This window comes from Pseudomonas fluvialis, from assembly GCF_014207935.1.
Lineage (GTDB): Bacteria > Pseudomonadota > Gammaproteobacteria > Pseudomonadales > Pseudomonadaceae > Aquipseudomonas > Aquipseudomonas fluvialis_A.
The window spans coordinates 461,461-477,020 of the sequence record NZ_JACHLL010000001.1 but is presented as its reverse complement, the minus strand read 5'-3'; the positions used below and the strand labels follow the sequence as shown (position 1 = coordinate 477,020).

18 protein-coding genes are annotated in these 15,560 nt (G+C 63.3%); 10 read left to right on the top strand and 8 right to left on the bottom strand.

The genetic code is table 11. The annotated features are described in order from the left end of the window. The first annotated feature begins 115 nt into the window (after positions 1–115). The 5 genes from HNP49_RS02170 to HNP49_RS02150 all read left to right on the top strand — a co-directional run bounded on the left by HNP49_RS02170 (position 116) and on the right by HNP49_RS02150 (position 5,806). Positions 116–1,756 carry a histidine kinase N-terminal 7TM domain-containing protein gene (locus HNP49_RS02170; RefSeq protein WP_184680220.1) on the top strand — a complete coding sequence of 547 codons (1,641 nt, stop codon included), beginning with the start codon at positions 116–118 and terminating at the stop codon, positions 1,754–1,756. A 139-nt stretch (positions 1,757–1,895) separates the two neighbouring features. Then, complete coding sequence (gene estP / locus HNP49_RS02165; protein WP_184680211.1) at positions 1,896–3,824, top strand: esterase EstP; 1,929 nt, start codon at positions 1,896–1,898, stop codon at positions 3,822–3,824. An 85-nt stretch (positions 3,825–3,909) separates the two neighbouring features. Beyond that, on the top strand, positions 3,910–4,917 hold the full coding sequence (locus HNP49_RS02160) for a class 1 fructose-bisphosphatase (RefSeq protein WP_184680208.1): 1,008 nt from the start codon (positions 3,910–3,912) through the stop codon (positions 4,915–4,917). A gap of 107 nt (positions 4,918–5,024) precedes the next feature. Beyond that, complete coding sequence (gene bamE, locus HNP49_RS02155) at positions 5,025–5,279, top strand: outer membrane protein assembly factor BamE (RefSeq protein WP_184680206.1); 255 nt, start codon at positions 5,025–5,027, stop codon at positions 5,277–5,279. Next, on the top strand, positions 5,276–5,806 hold the full coding sequence (locus tag HNP49_RS02150; RefSeq protein ID WP_184680205.1) for a lipocalin family protein: 531 nt from the start codon (positions 5,276–5,278) through the stop codon (positions 5,804–5,806). Before bamE ends, HNP49_RS02150 begins: the two co-directional genes overlap by 4 nt. A 285-nt stretch (positions 5,807–6,091) precedes the next feature. Here HNP49_RS02150 and HNP49_RS02145 read toward each other — a convergent pair whose 3' ends face one another. Next, entirely contained in the window at positions 6,092–6,523 is a 432-nt protein-coding gene (locus HNP49_RS02145) for a hypothetical protein (RefSeq protein WP_260407028.1), read from the bottom strand. 77 nt (positions 6,524–6,600) lie between these two features. On the opposite strand from HNP49_RS02145, the gene pip reads away from it, so the two are divergent. Both pip and dtd read left to right on the top strand, forming a co-directional pair. Then, positions 6,601–7,572, top strand: coding sequence for a prolyl aminopeptidase (gene pip / locus HNP49_RS02140; protein WP_184680204.1), 972 nt, complete (start codon positions 6,601–6,603; stop codon positions 7,570–7,572). Continuing rightward, on the top strand, positions 7,569–8,006 hold the full coding sequence (gene dtd, locus HNP49_RS02135) for a D-aminoacyl-tRNA deacylase (RefSeq protein WP_184680203.1): 438 nt from the start codon (positions 7,569–7,571) through the stop codon (positions 8,004–8,006). Before pip ends, dtd begins: the two co-directional genes overlap by 4 nt. A gap of 21 nt (positions 8,007–8,027) precedes the next feature. On the opposite strand, the gene HNP49_RS02130 is transcribed toward dtd, so the two are convergent. Then, a complete protein-coding gene (locus tag HNP49_RS02130) occupies positions 8,028–9,833 on the bottom strand; it encodes a diguanylate cyclase (protein WP_184680202.1) in 1,806 nt (601 codons plus the stop codon). Positions 9,834–10,075: 242 nt separating this feature from the next. On the opposite strand from HNP49_RS02130, the gene HNP49_RS02125 reads away from it, so the two are divergent. From HNP49_RS02125 to HNP49_RS02115, 3 genes are all read left to right on the top strand, one after another. Beyond that, entirely contained in the window at positions 10,076–10,867 is a 792-nt protein-coding gene (locus HNP49_RS02125; RefSeq protein ID WP_184680201.1) for a transporter substrate-binding domain-containing protein, read from the top strand. A gap of 93 nt (positions 10,868–10,960) precedes the next feature. After that, on the top strand, positions 10,961–11,923 hold the full coding sequence (locus tag HNP49_RS02120; protein ID WP_184680200.1) for an amino acid ABC transporter permease: 963 nt from the start codon (positions 10,961–10,963) through the stop codon (positions 11,921–11,923). Then, the gene (locus HNP49_RS02115) at positions 11,916–12,650 is read left to right on the top strand and encodes an amino acid ABC transporter ATP-binding protein (protein WP_184680199.1); all 735 of its coding nucleotides are present in this window, start codon (positions 11,916–11,918) and stop codon (positions 12,648–12,650) included. The genes HNP49_RS02120 and HNP49_RS02115 overlap by 8 nt, the downstream gene beginning before the upstream one ends. A gap of 36 nt (positions 12,651–12,686) precedes the next feature. On the opposite strand, the gene HNP49_RS02110 is transcribed toward HNP49_RS02115, so the two are convergent. Genes HNP49_RS02110 through hisI form a run of 6 tightly spaced genes read right to left on the bottom strand, consistent with a single transcriptional unit; the run spans position 12,687 to position 15,533 of the window. Beyond that, positions 12,687–13,394 (bottom strand): 16S rRNA (uracil(1498)-N(3))-methyltransferase, encoded by a 708-nt coding sequence (locus HNP49_RS02110; RefSeq protein ID WP_184680198.1) that lies wholly within the window; start codon positions 13,392–13,394, stop codon positions 12,687–12,689. Then, the gene (tatC, locus tag HNP49_RS02105; RefSeq protein ID WP_184680196.1) at positions 13,391–14,176 is read right to left on the bottom strand and encodes a twin-arginine translocase subunit TatC; all 786 of its coding nucleotides are present in this window, start codon (positions 14,174–14,176) and stop codon (positions 13,391–13,393) included. Before tatC ends, HNP49_RS02110 begins: the two co-directional genes overlap by 4 nt. After that, positions 14,173–14,493 (bottom strand): Sec-independent protein translocase protein TatB, encoded by a 321-nt coding sequence (tatB, locus tag HNP49_RS02100; RefSeq protein WP_184680194.1) that lies wholly within the window; start codon positions 14,491–14,493, stop codon positions 14,173–14,175. Before tatB ends, tatC begins: the two co-directional genes overlap by 4 nt. 9 nt (positions 14,494–14,502) lie before the next feature. Further along, positions 14,503–14,769, bottom strand: a complete 267-nt coding sequence (locus tag HNP49_RS02095; protein ID WP_184680192.1) for a twin-arginine translocase TatA/TatE family subunit — start codon at positions 14,767–14,769, stop codon at positions 14,503–14,505. A gap of 22 nt (positions 14,770–14,791) precedes the next feature. After that, complete coding sequence (locus HNP49_RS02090; protein WP_073624948.1) at positions 14,792–15,124, bottom strand: phosphoribosyl-ATP diphosphatase; 333 nt, start codon at positions 15,122–15,124, stop codon at positions 14,792–14,794. Positions 15,125–15,131: 7 nt separating this feature from the next. Then, the gene (gene hisI / locus HNP49_RS02085; RefSeq protein ID WP_184680190.1) at positions 15,132–15,533 is read right to left on the bottom strand and encodes a phosphoribosyl-AMP cyclohydrolase; all 402 of its coding nucleotides are present in this window, start codon (positions 15,531–15,533) and stop codon (positions 15,132–15,134) included. Between the last annotated feature and the right edge of the window lie 27 nt (positions 15,534–15,560).

Genomic DNA, 15,560 nt, shown 5'->3' with positions numbered 1-15,560 from the left:
GCTGGCTAGGCTTGCCATTCGGCAACTGGGCGAGTGATGGCCGCAGCGGAGTGCGGATCAGGATGAGTGCGGCGCAAGGGTACAAGGTCAGGCCTGGCTTGGCGCGGGGGCGGGCATGAGTGTCTGCTCGATCAATCAATGGCAGCTCAGTGCGCCAGTAACACTGACTCTTTGCCTGTGTGTCGGGGTGATCCTGCTGGCACGCTGGGTCAGTCGTCAGCAGGTCTTTCCGGGTCGCAACAGCTTTGTCCTGCTGCAACTGACCGTGCTCTGGTGGATGGGCGCGGCGGCCCTGGAAATGGCCGCAGAGGTTCCCGACTGCAAGGTGTTCTGGGCGCAGATGGCCTGGCCGGGGATTGTCGGTGTGCCGACCTTCTGGGCGGTATTCCTCTGGCAATACGTCAACAGCAGTCAGCGGGCCCTGCGCGCGGGCAATATTGCCTTGCTGCTGGTCGGGCCGCTGCTGATCTGGTTGCTAGCCCTGAGCAATCCGCTGCACCAGCTGTTCTACGGCCCGGCTACTCAACCCATCTCCGCCGAGCAGGGTGCTCCGATCCGCTATGACCATGGTGTGCTGTTCATGGCGGCGGCGGTCTATGTATATGCGCTGATGCTGTTCTGCCTGTGGGTGGTGCTGCGCGCGGCCTGGTTCAGCGAGGGTGTGCACCGGCGCCACTACCTGGCCTTCGTCATGGTCACCTGCGTGCCCTGGTCCGCGAATATCAGCTACGTAGTGTTTGGCGTCACCCTGTTCGGTTTTGATCCGACGCCGTTTTGTTTTGCCTTCACGGTCGTGGCCTTCGCCTGGCTGATTCTCGGTGTGCGCCTGTTTGACCTGTTGCCGGTGGCGCGCCACCTGCTGGTCGAGGTACTGCCGGACCCGGTGCTAGTGGTCGACGGGCAGGGGCGGGTGGTTGAAGCCAATCCGGTCGCCCTGCAGCTGGCCGGGCTGCACAGGGCCTGGAAGGGCTTGCCGCTGCAGCACTGGCCGGTATTCGGTGAGCCGTTGTCCCAGGCTGTGGGGTCTGCCGGTGAGCCTCAGGAACAACTGGATCTGGCCTGTGGTGAGGCGTTCTTCGAAGTGCGTCTGCGTAACATTGAGCGCCCAGGAAAGGGGGGCATGCAGCGCCTTGGGCAGATGATCTATCTGCGTGATGTCACCGCCCGTCACCAGAGCGAAGTGAACCTGGCCGCCGCCTTGGCGCTCAGCGAGGAGCGCCTGAGCACCATTTCCGAACTGCACGAGCAGTTGCGCGAGCAGGCCCTGCATGATCCGCTTACCGGCCTGTACAACCGCCGCTACCTCGGCGAGTTTTTCGAGCGCGAGCAGTCGCGGGCCTTGCGTGATCGCCTGCCGCTGGCACTGGCGCTGATCGACCTGGATCACTTCAAACTGCTCAATGACAGTCATGGCCACCTGGCGGGCGATGAGGTGCTGCGGGCGGTAGCCGAGCATCTGGAAATGAATCTGCGCAGCACCGATGCGGTATTTCGCATCGGTGGCGAAGAGTTCCTGCTGATCCTGCCGGGGGTGGATGCCGCCGAGGCCTGTCAGCGCGTGGAGAGCCTGCGCGAACAGCTCGCCAGCGTGCGCCTGCCAACACGGGCTGGTCCGCTGCAGGTCACCCTGTCCGCCGGTCTGGCGCTGTGGCCCCAGCACGGCCATGCGCTGGACGAGCTGTTGCAGGCGGCCGATGCCGCGCTGTACGAGGCTAAGCATGCCGGGCGCAACCGCTCGGTATTGGCCACGCAGTAATGGCGTGATGCCTTGGCATGATGGTGGCGTTGGTCCGGCTCCCCCATTTGGGTGAATTTGTCAGGTGAGGGCTGCTTTTTTTGTGCTAAATGATTAGTTTCAACGGATTAAGTCACTCAATAACAACAAGGACTTGCCCATGAAGCGTCTGCTCACCCCGCTGGCGGCTGCCTGCCTGCTGGCCTCTGCCACACCACTGGCGGCCAACCCCTATTCGGCTCTGTATGTTTTTGGCGACAGCCTCAGCGATGCCGGGCAGTTCCCCGATGCCGATGGCCCGGCGGGTGCAACCATGCGGTTCACCAACCGCGTAGGTCCGAGCTACCTCGACGGCAGTGGCGAGATTTACGGCAAGAGTTCGCCCATGTTGCTCGGTGAGCTGCTCGGTCTGGGCCTGCAGACGCCGTCGACCTCCTCGGTGTTTGCCGCCAATGGCTGGGAAGATGGCAATAACTGGGCGGTCGGAGGGTATCGTACCGATCAGATCTACAACTCGATTACCGCTGCCGGCGGGTCCACTGCCGGTCTGCGAACCCGTGATGGCTATCTGGTTTCCACGGGTGGGCGAGCCGATGCCAATGCGCTGTATTACGTCAATGGAGGAGGCAACGACTTTCTACAGCTGAGGATTAATCCATTGGCGCCTCCGGCTGTTGCTACTCAGCAGGCGCGAGATGGTGCAGGACGCCTGGTCGACAGCGTCGAGGCTCTCAATGCAGCTGGCGCTCGTTACATCATGGTGTCGCTGCTGCCTGATGTCGGGCGCACGCCAAGCTCGGCTGCGCTGGGCAATTTGATTCCTACCTTGCCCGCGACCATTAGCGGGCTTGTGACCGACTTTAATACTGAGCTGCTGGCGCAGCTGCGAACCCTAGATGCCAACGTCATCCCGTTGAATGTGCCGCTGGTGATCAATGAAGTACTGGCCGATGCGGCCAGCTATGGCTTCGATGCCACACAGAACCTCACCGCTACCTGCTTCGATGGCTGCTCCAACGTCAATGCCACCTGGGGCATCAACAGCGCTACGCCGGATCCGAGCAAGCTGTTCTACAACGACAGCGTGCATCCAACCACGGCGGTGCAGCAGATTGCCGCGGATTACTACTATTCGCTGCTGGCGGCACCGATGGAGCTGACCCTGCTGCCGGAAATGGCTCATGGCAGCCTGCGCGCTCACCAGGACCAGCTGCGTGGCCAGTGGCAGGCCGACTGGGAGGCCTGGCAGCAGGTTGGCCAGTGGCGTGGCTTCGTGGTCGGTGGTGGTCAGCGCCTGGACTTCGATGAACAGAACAACAGCGCGGCCGGCGATGGTAACGGCTACAGCCTGAACCTGGGTGGCAGCTACCGTCTGGATGACGCCTGGCGTGTGGGTGCAGCCCTCGGCTTCTACGAACAGGGACTGGATGTCGGCGCAGCCGATTCCGACTATGACCTGCGCAGCTACCTGGCCACGGCCTTCGCCCAGTACCAGCAGAACCGCTGGTGGGCGGACCTCGGCGTCAGCCTCGGCAGCCTCGATTACAACAACCTCGAGCGCACCCTGAACCTCGGCATTACCGAGCGTAGCGAGAAGGGCGATAGCGACGGTGACCTGTGGGCTGTCTCGGGCCGCGTCGGCTACGACATTGCCCAGCCGGGCAGCGAGTGGCATCTGAGCCCGTTCCTCAGCGCCGACTATGCGCGGGTCGAGGTGGATGGCTACGCGGAGGATGGCGCTCGCTCCACCGCCATGAACTTTGATGACCAGCAGCGTGACTCGCGTCGCCTGGGTGCCGGTATTCAGGGCCGTTACCAGCTCAATGCCGATACTGCGCTGTTCGCCGAATATGCCCACGAGCGCGAGTACGAGGATGACACCACCGAGCTGCGTGCCGAACTGAACAGCCTGCCGGGTATCGACTTCGAGCTGCAGGGCTACACTCCGGGCGACAGTCTGGATCGTGGCACTCTCGGCGTCAGCCACAAGCTGGCCGAAGACCTGTCGCTGCGCGCCGGTTACACCTATCGTCAGGCAGATGACGAAACCCAGCACGGCATCAACCTGTCCGTAGCACTCGACTGGTAAGTCGGCCACGGCCGGCAGTGGGAGGCGCTGCCGGCCGTAACAGGGTAAACTGCGCGCCAGTTTTCCCTTCTCTCCGGAGCCTTCCATGTCCCGCGTTACCCTGAGCCGTTATCTGATCGAGCAGACCCGCAGTCACAACACCCCGGCCGATCTGCGTTTCCTGATTGAGGTCGTGGCGCGTGCCTGCAAGGAAATCAGCCATGCGGTTTCCAAAGGCGCCCTCGGCGGTGTACTCGGCAGCATGGGCACCGAGAACGTGCAGGGCGAGGTGCAGAAGAAGCTCGACGTAATCTCCAACGAGATTCTCCTCGAAGCCAACGAATGGGGCGGCCACCTGGCCGGCATGGCGTCCGAAGAAATGGACAATGCCTACCAGATTCCCGGCAAGTACCCGAAAGGCGCCTACCTGCTGGTGTTCGACCCGCTGGACGGCTCCTCCAACATCGACGTCAACGTCTCGGTTGGCACTATCTTCTCCGTGCTGCGCTGCCCGGATCGCAATGGTGCCGAGGGCGATCTCGGTGAAGAGGCTTTCCTCCAGCCGGGTACCGAGCAGGTCGCGGCCGGTTATGCCATCTACGGTCCGCAGACCATGCTGATGCTGACCCTCGGCGACGGCGTGATGGGCTTTACCCTGGATCGCGAGATGGGCAGCTTCGTGCTTACCCACGACAACATCCGCGTACCGGAAAGCACCGCCGAATTCGCCATCAACATGTCCAACCAGCGTCACTGGGAAGCCCCGGTGCAGCGCTACGTCTCCGAGCTGCTGGCCGGCAAGGAAGGCCCGCTGGGCAAGAACTACAACATGCGCTGGATCGCCTCTATGGTTGCCGACGTGCACCGTATCCTCACCCGTGGCGGCCTGTTCATGTACCCGCGCGATGCCCGCGAGCCGGAAAAGCCGGGCAAACTGCGCCTGATGTACGAGGCCAACCCGATGTCGATGCTGATCGAGCAGGCCGGTGGCGCCGCGACCAATGGCAGCCAGCGCATTCTCGACATCCAGCCGACCTCGCTGCACCAGCGCGTGGCGGTGTTTCTGGGCTCCAAGGAAGAAGTCGAGCGCGTTACCGCCTACCATCAGAACTGATCGGCTTCGGCGGTCTCTCGCAGATCGCCGAGTTAGCCGGGCGTCACAGCAGGTGCGGCTGGCTTGTGTCAGGCTGGCAGCACCTTAACCACTGGGAGTCCCAGCTCATGTTCATCCGTCGAATTGCTTTGCTGTCGTTCTGTGTTCTGCTGGCGGCCTGCAGCAAGGTCAATCAGGAAAACTACGCCAAGCTCAAGGCCGGTATGACCAAGGCCGAGGTCGAGGCATTGATCGGTGAGCCGACGGAGTGCGCCGGTGCCATTGGCCTGACCAGCTGCACTTGGGGCGATGAAAAAACTTCGATCAGCGTGCAGTACGCCGGCGACAAGGTAATGATGTTTTCCGGTAACGGCCTGAAATGAAGCGCCTGACGGCTTGCCTGCTGGCCCTGCTGCTGACCGGCTGTGCGAGTCAGGTGACGCCGCCGGCCACGGTCGGTTCGGTCGATCTGCAGCGCTATCAGGGCACCTGGTACGAGCAGGCGCGTCTGCCGATGTTCTTTCAGCGCAACTGCGCGCAGTCCGAAGCCCACTACCGCTTGCAGGACGATGGCCGCGTGGCGGTGCGCAACCGATGTCTGACTCACGACGGCGAGTGGCAGCAGGCCGAGGGTCGTGCAGAGCCTCAGCAGGCGGGGCAGACCGACAAGCTGTGGGTGCGCTTCGATAACTGGTTCGCCCAGCTGTTTCCCAATGTCGCCCGTGGCGACTACTGGGTGCTCTATCTGGATGAGGGTTACCAGTTGGCCCTGGTCGGCAACCCCAATCGCGAGTACCTCTGGCTGCTGTCACGGGAGCAGCAGATCAGCCCAGCGCAGCGTCAGTTGCTGCTGGACGAGGCGCATGCCCGCGGCTTCGTCACCGATGAGCTGATCTGGCGCGGCCCCTGATCACCTCGCAGACTGTTGAAAAACTACCTCGGCTTTGGCTCACAGCGTCGCCCTACCTCCTGCATCTAAGCAGTCGTGCGTTGCCATCGTGGCGTTAAAAACAGGCTCACAGCCAGAGGCTGAACGTGCTTTAGCACGCCCCAAAGGGGTGAGCGAAGCGAATCAAATGCTCATTTACCATTCGTAAACTGCGCTTTTTCGCCGTTTTGACCAGCCGGAGGCTGTTACTACATAGCGCCTTGCGCTGGCGGCCTCGCCAACGTTTTACAACGGCCTGCTGCGCGCCTACTCCCACGCCAGGCGCGCCAGCTGCCAGTCTCCGTCTACCAGCCACCATTCCAGCTTCAGGTCGTAGGGGTGTGCGCTGTCCGGCAGCAGGTTGTCGGCACCGGTCAGCAGCACTTGCGCGCTGCTGTAGGCGCGGTCGCTGTAGCTGCTGTCCAGGCGGCTTTCCTGACTCAGGATGCTGACGCCGATCTTCTTGTGACGCAGAAAGTACAGGGCCATGCTGCGCTGCGCCCAGTCGCGGCGGTACTGATTCTGGGCGAGAAAGTCGGCGTGCAGCAGGTCCATCACCGTGCCGGCGTCCTTTTTCTGCAGGGCCTCCTGCAGAAGCGCGGCGTTCTGTTGAACCCGCTCCAGCGGGCCCTCCTGGCGGCAGCCGCAGAGTGCCAACAGAAGGCTGAACAGCAGCAGCGTGCGGCGTGGCATGCTCATTGGTGCAATCCTCGTTATGATGCGCTGATGGACGGGAGCGCGGGTGCGCGCTCCACGCAGTGACTGGAGTGTTCACCATGCTGACCGTGTTTCCGGAAATCAAACCCTACGCCCGCCATGAGCTGCCCGTCGAGGCCCCGCATGTGCTGTACGTGGATGAGAGTGGCTCGGCGGACGGCCTGCCGGTGGTGTTCATCCACGGTGGTCCGGGTGCCGGCTGCGACGCTCTGAGTCGGCGCTTCTTCGACCCCAGTCTGTACCGCATCGTCACCTTCGATCAGCGTGGTTGCGGCCGCTCCACGCCGCATGCCAGCCTGGAAAACAACACTACCTGGGATCTGGTCGCCGACCTGGAACGCATCCGCGAGCACCTGGGTATCGAGAAATGGGTGCTGTTCGGCGGCTCCTGGGGTTCGACCCTCAGTCTCGCTTACGCGCAGACCCATCCCGAGCGCGTGCATGCACTGATCCTGCGCGGCATCTTTCTCTGTCGTCCGCAGGACTTCCACTGGTTCTACCAGGAAGGCGCCAGCCGCCTGTTCCCGGATTACTGGGAGGATTACCTGGCGCCGATCCCGGCGGAGGAGCAGGGTGACCTCATGCAGGCCTTCTACAAGCGCCTGACCGGTGCCGACCAGATTGCCCAGATGCACGCCGCCAAGGCCTGGTCGACCTGGGAGGGCCGCACCGCGACCCTGCGCCCCAATCCGCAGGTGGTCGATCGCTTCAGTGATGCCCATCGCGCCCTGTCGATCGCCCGTATCGAGTGCCACTACTTCGTCAACAATGCCTTCCTCGAGAGCGATCAGCTGCTGCGCGACATGCACAAGATCGCCCACCTGCCGGGTGTCATCGTGCATGGTCGCTACGACGCCATCTGCCCGCTGGACAATGCCTGGGCGCTGCACAAGGCCTGGCCGAACAGCGAGTTGCAGATTATCCGCGATGCCGGTCATTCCGCCGCCGAGGCCGGGATTACCGATGCGCTGCTGCGGGCGACCAGCCAGATTGCACGGCGCCTGCTTGATCTGCCACCCGAAGAAGCATGAAGGCGCTGATTCAACGGGTGCGCCAGGCTCACGTCGAAGTGGCTGGCGAGGTGGTTGGCGCCATCGATCAGGGCCTGCTGGTGCTGGTCGGTGTGGAGCCACAGGACAGCGAAGCCAGTGCCGCCAAACTGCTGCACAAGCTGCTCAATTACCGGGTGTTCAGTGACAGCGACGGCAAGATGAACCTGTCGCTGACCGAGGTGGCGGGCGGCCTGCTGCTGGTCTCCCAGTTCACCCTCGCTGCCGATACACGCAAGGGCCTGCGGCCGGGCTTTTCCACCGCGGCGCCGCCGGCGCAGGGCGAGGCATTGTTCGATCATCTGGTCGGTCTGGCGCGCCAGCAGCACGACCCGGTAGCCACCGGGCGCTTTGGCGCCGACATGCAGGTGCACCTGATCAATGACGGGCCGGTGACCTTCCTGCTGGAAAGCTGAGTCTCTTCCAAAACGAGACAGTCAGGCGCTGATGCTGTCCAGGGTGACGCCGCAGATGCGGTTGCGCCCCTGCTGCTTGGCCAGGTACAGCTGCTGGTCGGCGGCCTCGATCAACTGTTCCGGCGCGATGCTGTTGAGGCTGCCGGGCCAGCTGGCACAACCCCCGCTGACGGTGATCGGCACGTGCTGGCCGTCGACATGGAAGTCGATGGCGGCGATCGCCTCGCGCAGCTCCTCCAGAAGCTGCAGGGCGCCCTCGAAGTGGGTGGCCGGCAGCAGCAGGACAAATTCCTCACCGCCGTAGCGGGCCAGCAGGTCGTCCGGCCGCTGCAGTTGTGCCTGCAGGGTCTGGGCGACCTGGCGCAGACAGTCGTCACCCACCAGATGGCCGTAGCGGTCGTTGAACGACTTGAAGTGATCGATATCGAACAGCGCCAGGCACAGGCTCGACTGCTCGCGCGTGGCACGGGCCAGCGCCTTGGGCAGGACCTCGTCGAAATGCCGACGGTTGGCGATGCCGGTCAGCGGGTCGGTCAGACTGCGGGTGGTCAGGCTGGCATTGGCCAGGCGCAGCTCGGCCATGGCCAGATTGAGCGCACGGGTCTTCTCTTCTACCTCGCGTTGCAGACGCTGGTTGGCCTCCTGCTTCATGGTCAGCAACTCGTTGGCCATCAGCGTGCGTTCGCGCTGCAGGTCGTTCATGCGCGCGCCAAGGACGAAGGACAGCAGCAGGGCCTCGATCGACAGGCCGACCAGCTGACCATAGGTGGAAATCCAGCTCATGCCGATCAGGCCGACCAGGTTCAAGTTGAGCACCAGCGTGCCGAGGATCAGCAAGCCCCAGGCCAGGCTGTAGAGCTTGAGGTAGCGCTGCGCGCCGCGGGTATAGAGCAGCGCCATGACCACTGGAACCAGCGCGCCAAAGGTGGCGATCGGCATGGCGATGCCGATTACCGGCGCCGACCAGGGCGTGGCCAGTAGCAGCACATACAGGCTCAGGGCAGCCACCACCCAGCGGAACAGCTGCCAGTGGCGCGGAGCAATCTGTTCGATCTCCAGCAGCTTGATGGCAAACAGGTTGCCGCACAGAAAGGCCAGGCCGGCGCTGAAGACAAAGGCGCGGCCGTGGCTGGCCTCACCCAGATAAGGCACGTAGACGCCAAAGCGCACTGCTTCGAAGCTGTACACGGCAATCTGGAATAGTACATACCAGAAGAAGGCCGGCGTACGGGTACTCAGCCAGAGAAAGAAGTTGAACAGGATCACCGCCAGGCCCAGGCCGAAGAACAGGCCGAGCCAGAGGTTGCTCTGTTCGCGCCAGTTCTGAAGCTCGTTCTCGCTGAGCAGGCGCAGCGGCACCAGGGAAATATCGGAATAGGCCACCGCCACATACAGCATGGCCGGTGCGCCGCTTCCGGCAGCGGGCAGCTCGAAGGTCGGGTAGCGCTCACGTGGCCGTTGCGTCAGGGCCTGCAGTTGCCCGTCCTGCTCGATGAAGGCGTGGATACGGCCCATCTGCGGCCATTCGCTCTGCAGCAGCCAGCGTCGTGCGCCGGAGTCGAGTGTCAGCGGCACGCGCAGCCACAGCTGGCGTGACTCGCCGATCAGGTGCAGGGTCTTGCTCGGCCAGAGGTGCCACGGGGCGTCGCCAAGCTGGGCCGGGCTGTCGAGGTGCTGCTCGCTGAAGCGGTATTCCAGTGCCGCCGGCAGTTGCACGCTGGCCGGGCTGCCAGGCAGATCGATGGGCGCCGCTGAACAGACGGTCAGGTTCGCCAGGGTAAGGATGGCCAGCCACAGCTGGCTGAGGACAAGGACGATTCTGTGCATATTCTTGTAATTATCAGGCGTGCCCGGAACAGCAGGGGCGGGGTTTCGCGCCAGCCGCAGCACAGTTTCAGCGTAGCAGGCGTGCGTCCTGTCTGCAGGCTGCTTCCAGAGGGCGACTACCTTCAGGCAGTCCGGAAGTCGTCCGTGCCTCTCGCAAGATCAACGCCTGATCGGTAGCATGCGCGCCATGCCGGGGATTAATCCACTGGCGCCCCCTTTTTCGTTTCCTTCCGGACAAACCCATGAAGAAAATTCTGGCTTCTCTGCTGCTCTCCGTTTGCGCCTTCAGCGGCCTGGCGCATGCCGGCCTGGTCGATGACGCGGTCAAGCGCGGTACCCTGCGCGTGGGCATGGACCCGACCTACATGCCCTTCGAGATGACCAACAAGCGTGGTGAGATCATTGGCTTCGAGGTGGATCTGCTCAAGGCCATGGCCAAGGCCATGGGCGTCAAGCTGGAACTGGTGTCGACCAGCTACGACGGCATCATCCCGGCCCTGCTGACCGACAAGTTCGACATGATCGGTTCCGGCATGACCCTGACTCAGGAGCGCAACCTGCGGGTCAATTTCTCCGAGCCCTTCATCGTGGTTGGCCAGACGCTGCTGATCCGTAAGGAGCTGCAGGGCAAGATCCAGTCCTACAAGGATCTGAATGATGCCCAGTACCGCATCACCTCGAAGATCGGCACCACCGGCGAGATGGTCGCCAAGAAGCTGATCGCTAAGGCCCAGTACCACGGCTTCGACAATGAGCAGGAAGCGGTGATGGACGTGGTCAACGGCAAGGCCGATGCCTTCATCTACGACGCGCCGTACAACGTGGTGGCGGTGAACAAGGCCGGTGCCGGCAAGCTGGTGTTCCTCGACCAGCCGTTCACCTTCGAGCCGCTGGCCTTCGGCCTGAAGAAGGGCGACTACGACAGCCTGAACTGGATCAACAACTGGCTGAACCAGATCCGCCACGATGGCACCTACGATCGCATCCATGCCAAGTGGTTCAAGAAGAACGACTGGCTGAAAGAGATGGAATAAACCCCGCGTCGGACTTCGGTCCTCGCAGGTGACGACAGGCCCGGCCCACAAGGTCGGGCCTGTTTTTGTTCCCCGCCATGAGCGAGATTTCCCGTGATTAGAAAACACCGCCGAACCTGGCCCTGGCACCTGCTGACCGGGCTGATCCTGGCCCTGACTGCCTGGGGCCTGTGGTATTCGACTTCGCTGATTTCCTATGAATGGCGCTGGAACCGGGTGCCGCAGTATTTCGTCTACCAGGCCGAGGAGAGTCAGCGCGCCGCTGATTACGGCCGGATCGAGTCGATCACCGTCGAGGGCGAGTTGGCGAATGTGATCCTGAGCGCCGAGAGTGGCGGCGAGCAGCACTTGTCGGTGGCCTCCGACAGTCTGCAGCTGGCCGAGGGCGACGATGTGGCCGAGGGTGACCTGATCGGTGTGACCCGCCACTGGGCGGCCGGTCCGCTGCTCTGGGGACTGTGGACCACCCTGTGGATCTCGGTGCTGTCTGGTGTGTTCGGTCTGCTCATCGGTTTGGTCAGCGGCTTGTGCCGGCTGTCGAGCAATCCGACCCTGCGCGACCTCTCCACGGTTTACGTCGAGCTGGTGCGCGGCACGCCGCTGCTGGTGCAGATATTCATCTTCTACTTCTTCATCGGCACCGTGCTCAACCTGTCACGCGAGTTTGCCGGGGTTGCCGCGCTGGCGCTGTTCACCGGCGCCTATGTCAGCGAAATCGTGCGGGCTGGCGTGCAGTCGGTGGCCAAGGGCCAGAACGAAGCCGCGCGCTCGCTGGGTCTGACCGCGGCGCAGTCGATGCGCCATGTGATCCTGCCGCAGGCCTTCAAGCGGGTGCTGCCACCCCTGGCGGGGCAGTTCATCAGCCTGGTGAAGGACACCTCGCTGGTGTCGGTGATTGCCATCACCGAGCTGACCAAGAGCGGCCGCGAGGCGATCACCACTTCGTTCTCCACCTTCGAGATCTGGTTCTGCATCGCCGCCCTCTATCTCGTCATCAACCTGCCGCTGTCGCATATCGCCGGCCGTCTGGAGCGGAGGCTCGGGAAAAGTGATTGAAGTCCGCAATCTGCTGAAAGTGTTCGAGGCCCGCGGCCATGAAGTGCGCGCGGTGGATGATGTCAGTACAACGGTGGCCAAGGGTGAGGTGGTGGTGCTGATCGGCCCCTCCGGCTCCGGCAAATCGACCTTCCTGCGCTGCCTCAACGGCCTGGAGGAGCTGGACTCCGGTTCGGTGTCCATCGACGGCGTCGATCTGGCCAACCCGAAGACCGACGTCAATGCCTACCGCCGTGAGGTGGGTATGGTGTTCCAGCACTTCAACCTGTTCCCGCACATGACTGTGCTGGAAAACCTGTGCCTGGCGCAGAAGGTGGTGCGCAAGCGTGGCAAGGCCGAGCGCGAGGCCAAGGCACGGGCGCTGCTGGCCAAGGTGGGCATTGCGCAGAAGGCCGACGAGTATCCGGCGCGCCTGTCCGGCGGCCAGCAGCAGCGGGTGGCCATTGCCCGGGCGCTGTGCATGGAGCCTAAGGTCATGCTGTTCGACGAGCCGACCTCGGCGCTCGACCCGGAGATGGTCGGCGAGGTGCTGGACGTGATGAAGACCCTGGCCCAGGAAGGCATGACCATGCTGGTGGTGACCCACGAAATGGGGTTCGCCCGCGAGGTGGCTGACCGCGTGCTGTTCTTCGATCACGGCAAGTTGCTGGAGGATGCGCCGCCGGCGCAGTTCTTCGAACAGCCGCAGGACCCGCGTGCGCAGAGCTTCCTGCGCCAGGTGCTCTGAACGCGGCAAGCCCCTCTCCCTCCGGGAGAGGGGCTGTCAGAACAGGCGCGCCAGCAGCGCCGGTACGGCGGTTTCCACGCGCAGGATGCGTTCGCCGAGCTGCACCGGCTGCAGGCCGGCCAGGCGCAGCAGCTCCACCTCGTAGGGAATCCAGCCGCCCTCCGGGCCGATGGCCAGGGTTACCGGACCCTCGACCGCGCGGGGGCAGGCGGGGTACTCGCCGGGATGACCGGTGAGGCCCAGGCTGCCGTCTGCCAGTGCCGGCAGGCGGTCCTCGACGAAGGGCTTGAAGCGTTTCTCCAGCGTCACTTCCGGCAGCACGGTATCGCGGGCCTGTTCCAGGCCCAGGATCAACTGCTCGCGGATGGCGGCCGGTTCGAGAAAGGGCGTCTGCCAGAAGCTTTTTTCCACCCGGTAGCTGTTGAGCAGCACCAGCCGCGCGACACCCATGGCGCTGACAGTCTGCAACACGCGCTTGAGCATCTTCGGACGCGGCACCGCGAGCAGCAGGGTCAGCGGCAGCTTGGCCGGTGGCGGGGTGTCGAGGCTGATCTGCAGCTCGGCCTGCTCGGCGTTGAGACTGAACAGCACGCCGCGGCCCATCAGGCCACCCAGGCGACCGACCCGCAGGCTGTCGCCGCACTCGGCACGGTGTACTTCGCGTAGGTGCTGCAGACGCCGGCCCTGCAGGCGTACGCGGTCAGGCGCGACGAAGTCGCCGTCTTCCAGCAGCAGCAGGTTCACGGGCGTGGAGCGGGTGGTTGGTCGCCGCGGAAGTTGTCTTCGTCATCCGCGGTCGGGCGCCGTACCAGACCGCCAAACAGCAGGCCGACTTCGAACAGCAGCCACATCGGTACCGCCAGCATGGTCTGCGAGAACACATCCGGCGGGGTGAGGATCATGCCGACCACGAAGCAGCCGACGATCACGTAGGGGCGGCTGCGCTTGAGTGTTTCCACATCGACGATGCCGACCCAGAGCACGAGGAAAGTCGCCACCGGAATTTCGAAGGCCACACCGAAGGCAAAAAACAGGGTGAGAACGAAATCCAGGTACTCGTTGATGTCGGTCATCATCGCCACGCCGTCCGGCGTCACGCTGGCGAAGAAGTGGAAGATCATCGGGAACACCAGGAAGTAGGCGAAGGCCATGCCGGCGTAGAACAGCAGGATGCTGGAGACCAGCAGCGGTACGGCGATGCGCTTCTCATGCTTGTACAGGCCCGGCGCGATGAAGCCCCAGACCTGATGCAGCAGCACCGGAATGCTGAGAAACAGTGCGACCCACGCGGTCAGCTTGAATGGCGTGAGGAAGGGCGAGGCCACCCCGGTGGCGATCATCGTCGCGCCTTCCGGCAGGTAGGCGCGCAGTGGCGCCGAGACGATGGTGTAGATGTCCTGGGCAAAGTAGAACAGCCCGGCAAACAGCAGCAAAACCGCGATCACGCAACGCAGCAGGCGGGTACGCAGTTCGGTGAGGTGGGCAACCAGGGGCATTTCCTGGTCCTGACTCGGCTCGCTGCTCATGGCTGTTCAGGCTTTGGCGGATTGACGGGCGTTGGGTTCTCGCTCACAACGGGTGTGCTTTCCAGTGGCTTGGGTGGCTGGATGCTCTGCTGCATCTCGCGCTCAAGCTGGAGAATCTGCTCGTTGTGCAGCTGGCGCCGAATCTCGTCAGCGCCAAGCTCGCGTTCGACTTCGGTCTTGATGGCATTGAAACTGCGCTTCAGGCGGCCGACCCACAGACCGGCCATGCGCGCAGCGCCCGGCAGGCGGTCAGGGCCGAACACCAGCAGGGCGACCAGGCCGACCAGCAGCAGCTCGGAAAAGCCGATATCGAACATGGATCAGACTCAGTCCTTGCGCAGCGGGTCTTCGACCTTCTGCGCCTGGCCGTCGATGGTGTGCGGCTGCAGCGGCGCGCCACTCTGGGTGGCGGTTTGCACGGTCGGCTGCGCCTGGGGTTTGGCGGCTTCTTCCTCTTCGGTGTTCATTGCCTTGCGGAAACCCTTGATGGTTTCACCCAGGTCGGAACCAAGGTTCTTCAGGCGTTTGGTGCCAAACACCAGGACCACCACGATGAGGATGACCAGCCAGTGTTTCCAATCAAAAATACCCATGAGCAAGGCTCCCTAGAGCTAGTTATTGTTCGCTGCGCGCGGCTTTTTCCGCGTGTCCGGACAGCCCGAAGCGGCGATCCAGTTCATTCAGTACGGCCTGCGGATGCTGGCCGAGGGCGGCAAGCATGACAAGGCTGTGGAACCACAGATCGGCGGTTTCGTAGATCAGGTCACTGCAGTCGCCGCTGACGGCGGCATCCTTGGCGGCGAGAATGGTTTCCACCGATTCTTCGCCGACCTTTTCCAGAATCTTGTTCAGGCCCTTGTGGTACAGGCTGGCCACATAGGAGCTGTCCGGCGCTGCGCCCTTGCGGGCTTCGAGAACCTCGGCCAGACGGCTCAGGGTGTCGGTCATGGCGGCGTCACTCATGGGCATGTCCTGCGTGGTAAATGGCATCGGGGTCCTTGAGCACTGGGTCAACTGTCTTCCAGGCGCCGTTCTCGTAGACGCGGTAGAAGCAGCTTTCACGGCCGGTGTGGCAGGCAATGCCGCCCAACTGCTCGACGATCAGGATCAGCACGTCGGCATCACAGTCCAGGCGCAGCTCGTGCAGCTTCTGCACATGGCCGGACTCTTCGCCCTTGCGCCACAGCTTGCCGCGCGAACGTGACCAGTAGATGGCACGTTGCTCATCCACGGTCAGTTGCAGGGATTCGCGGTTCATCCAGGCCATCATCAGCACGCGGCCGGTCTGATGGTCCTGGGCGATGGCCGGGATCAGGCCGTCTTCATCCCACTTGAGTTGTTCCAGCCAGTTGCTCATTGCACTTCCACATCAGGCAGCCGGGGC